The 2,241-nt window shown below is 52.1% G+C and carries 3 protein-coding genes and 1 pseudogene; 3 read left to right on the top strand and 1 reads right to left on the bottom strand.

Annotation, left to right across the window (positions count from 1 at the left end; translation table 11 throughout):
* Positions 1-317 precede the first annotated feature (317 nt).
* Together LC354_RS27540 and LC354_RS27545 are read left to right on the top strand one after the other, a co-directional pair.
* The gene (locus LC354_RS27540; RefSeq protein WP_223429117.1) at positions 318-788 is read left to right on the top strand and encodes a hypothetical protein; all 471 of its coding nucleotides are present in this window, start codon (positions 318-320) and stop codon (positions 786-788) included.
* Positions 789-1,583, top strand: coding sequence for a sulfotransferase family protein (locus LC354_RS27545; RefSeq protein WP_223429118.1), 795 nt, complete (start codon positions 789-791; stop codon positions 1,581-1,583).
* A 12-nt stretch (positions 1,584-1,595) separates the two neighbouring features.
* Here LC354_RS27545 and LC354_RS27550 read toward each other — a convergent pair.
* Positions 1,596-1,742: pseudogene (locus LC354_RS27550) on the bottom strand (IS630-like element ISSpo6 family transposase); the annotation flags it as partial.
* Positions 1,743-1,831: 89 nt separating this feature from the next.
* Between LC354_RS27550 and LC354_RS27555 the strand changes: the two are divergent.
* On the top strand, positions 1,832-2,241 hold a 410-nt coding region (locus tag LC354_RS27555), incomplete at its 3' end, for a transposase (protein WP_223421634.1).

Raw genomic sequence — 2,241 nt, forward strand, 5'->3', positions numbered from 1 at the left:
GGTAAAAGATACTTGATCCGCAGGCCTGATCAGGCGATCTTCGCGTCAGATGGCAGGCCACTTGGGGAATGTCGGTTAAAATTTCCTTCCTCCTAATCTCAACGAGTTGATGGGGAAGACATGGCAAGTGTAGCTCCGCCATATTCCATGTGGAAAGGGGCGGGTGTGCTCTATCCTAGACCGGGCGCCAGGCACCACGTTCCATCTTCAAATCGAACAGCGACGACAGCAATCGCCCTTTAAAACCTTCCAGCTATTGGAGTCATTTGTATAATCAGGTTAATCGCGCCCCCAACGGCCCCGAAACGGATCGAATTATGCGGAAAAATGTGACAACTAACCGACAACAGATTGAATCATCCGCAAATGCGCTGAAAAAGCATCTATGGCCAAAGCTTGCCGGGAAAAGTAACGCCAATACGCGCCAGATGTACAATGCCCTAAAAGATTGCCGCCCGCACAGCGACTGGCCTCAAGGAGATCAAATCTCGCTCGCAGGTTTGGCCCGGTTGATGGTGCTCCACACTGCCCAGCTTGATTCGATCGAAAAAGAGGGCGTCACAGCTCTAGGTAGCCGCACGGGAACCACTCCCATCGCCAATCCGGGCCTTCGCGTCGCTCAGGAACTTCTGACACAAATCAATGCGTCAGCGCGGCGCTTGGGATTTACTTCGATTGGCATGGCCGACACACGCGCTCAGGCTTCACGTACTCGGCAGGAGCGCGAAGCGCGTCGGGCTCTGAGCACTCATGACCTTGACGAATGCTCAGGCGCGGCGATGATGTGAATGACAGTTAATGGCGATCCGGTCGTCAGGAAAAATCTAATGTTAGGCAAGCTCTCATCAAAAGGCCAAAAATTCACCCGCCGCATGATTCTCCGTGCGGCCTATCGTGGTCAGCAGATCAACCTTCCAAATTTCCTATCGCGCAACCAAACAGCAATTTATCCTGAGAAGAAGTTAATATTCAATCGAATGCAGAAATCTGGCAATTCCACGGTGGCCGCCTTTTTATCTGACCTGATTGATCGCGGCGCCGGAGACGATTATGATGATTTCAAAAAATCAATGAACTCTGCGGCTAACATGAACTTGCTATCATTGTGGTCCCTTCCTACTTTCCGTTCATTCGTTGTTGTGAGAAACCCCAGAACCCGTGTGCTGTCAGGATTTCTTCAAAAGATAGCGCCGGGCGCTCAAGATAAATACAGCATTTTTGAGGGGTACGGCGATAGAAGCCCTGAGGGGTTCCTCGCCTTTCTGAAACATCTTGAGAGAGAGGCGCTGCATTGGAACAAGCATTTCTGGCCACAATCGGAATTGTTGATCCAACCGGTAGAACAGTTCGATCAGATTGTAAAACTGGAACGACTTTCGAGCGATATGAAGCCGGTTCTCGCAGCGATTGGTGTAAATCCTGATCTGTCAGAAACCCTTGCCAAACCACACCCTTTGGAAGCCAAGGTATCTGGAAAAATCACATCTGCGGATAGCCAAACTGGCAATTTTTATACTGAAGAAGCCGAGAATATCATGAAGTCAATTTTCAAAGAAGACTTTCGAATGTTTAACTATTATTAAAGCATTTTGCATTTAATCTGAGGCATATCCGGCGGCTTTGAGAAAGTTCCAGCATTCTACTGGTTCGTAGAGATCGCAGATGTCGCCAAGCGCTTCAAACAAGGCATCGTAGGTTCTGGCTCCGATGCGCCGCAGATGGGATTTGAGCTTTGAGCCCGCATTCCCCAAGTAGATCTCTGATTTCGCTGTCTTGAACGTGATATTTTCTATATATATCATGGCGTTGGTTGCTGCGGAGGATGTGTTTCATGGATCACCCAGAGGGTGCGGGCTTGCAGCGGGCAGATCGTGTGGATTTTGACCCTCGCGTGCGGCTGGAATTCCGGGGCGCTCAGCTCAGTTCGGATGGCGGCCTTCTGGTGATGCGCGAGCTTGATGACGCGCTCGGTCTGTCCAATCTGGCGTCTGCTGCCCTGTGCGATAATCGCCGTGGCAAGAACACGATCCACCGGCTCGACGGGCTGTTTCGGCAATCGGTCTACGGCCGGTTGGCAGGATACGGGGACGTCAATGACGCCGACCGTCTCGCGCTCGATCCCGTGATGCGCCAGGTTGTCGGTGGCCGTGCCGTCGATGCGCATGCCGCATCCACGTCGCAGATGGGCCGGTTCGAGACCGAGGGACTGGCGACCGCAGAGAACCGGGCGGCTCTGTCTGA

The sequence above is a fragment of the Tateyamaria pelophila genome (assembly GCF_019966495.1).
In the GTDB taxonomy this organism is placed as follows: Bacteria; Pseudomonadota; Alphaproteobacteria; order Rhodobacterales; family Rhodobacteraceae; genus Tateyamaria; species Tateyamaria pelophila.